The organism is Duganella violaceipulchra, from assembly GCF_019166075.1.
Classification (GTDB): Bacteria; Pseudomonadota; Gammaproteobacteria; order Burkholderiales; family Burkholderiaceae_D; genus Rugamonas; species Rugamonas violaceipulchra.
Window position 1 is genome coordinate 1 of record NZ_JAHTGR010000085.1, and the last position, 886, is coordinate 886.

Annotated in this window: 1 protein-coding gene; it reads left to right on the plus strand. The window is 69.5% G+C overall.

What is annotated here, in order from left to right:
* A partial coding sequence (locus KVP70_RS33060; RefSeq protein WP_217946676.1) for an AMP-binding protein occupies window positions 1–886 on the plus strand: 886 nt, incomplete at both ends.

Here is an 886-nt window from a genome sequence, read left to right on the forward strand (position 1 = left end):
GGGAGCCGACGTCCGGGTGGCGATCTGCAGCGGACGCGGGATCGAGATGGTGCTGGCGATGCTCGCTACGCTGAAGGCGGGTGGCTGTTATGTGCCGCTCGATCCGGCCTATCCGGCCGAACGGCTGGCCTATATGCTGGCCGACAGCGCGCCGCTGGCGGTGCTGGGCCATGGCGCCGGGCAGCGCGCGCTCGATGGTGTCGGGATCGACGCCGCCGGCGGCGCCTCGCGCATAGACCTGGGCGCGCACAGCGCGCTATGGGACGAACAGGACGGCGCCAACCTGGCGCGACTGGACCTGACGCCGGCGCACCTGGCCTATGTGATCTACACCTCCGGTTCGACCGGCGCGCCCAAGGGCGTGATGGTGGAACACCGCAACCTGGGTAATCTGGTCGACTGGCACTGCGACAGCTTCGCGCTGTCGGCGCAGAGCCGCACCTCCAGCACTGCCGGCGTGGCGTTCGACGCCTGCGCGTGGGAGATATGGCCGGCGCTGTGCGTCGGCGCGGCGCTGGTGATGCCGACGGCGGCGGCCAGCGACAATCCACAGGCGTTGTTGTCATGGTGGAGCGCACAGGCGCTGGATGTCAGCTTCATGGTCACGCCGTTGGCCGAACTGGCCTTCGCGGAAGGCCACGGCAATGCGCGTCTGAAGACGCTGCTGACGGGCGGCGATCGCCTGCGTCGGCTGCCGGCGACGCCGCCGGCCTATGAGGTGGTGAACAACTATGGCCCGACCGAGACGACGGTGGTGGCCACCTCCGGCCGGCTTGGCCGCGACGATGCGGTGCTGCATATTGGTCGGCCGATCGCCAACACACAGGTCTACATCCTCGACGCCTGGCGCCAGCCGGTGCCGCTGGGCGTGGCCGGTGAGTTGTAC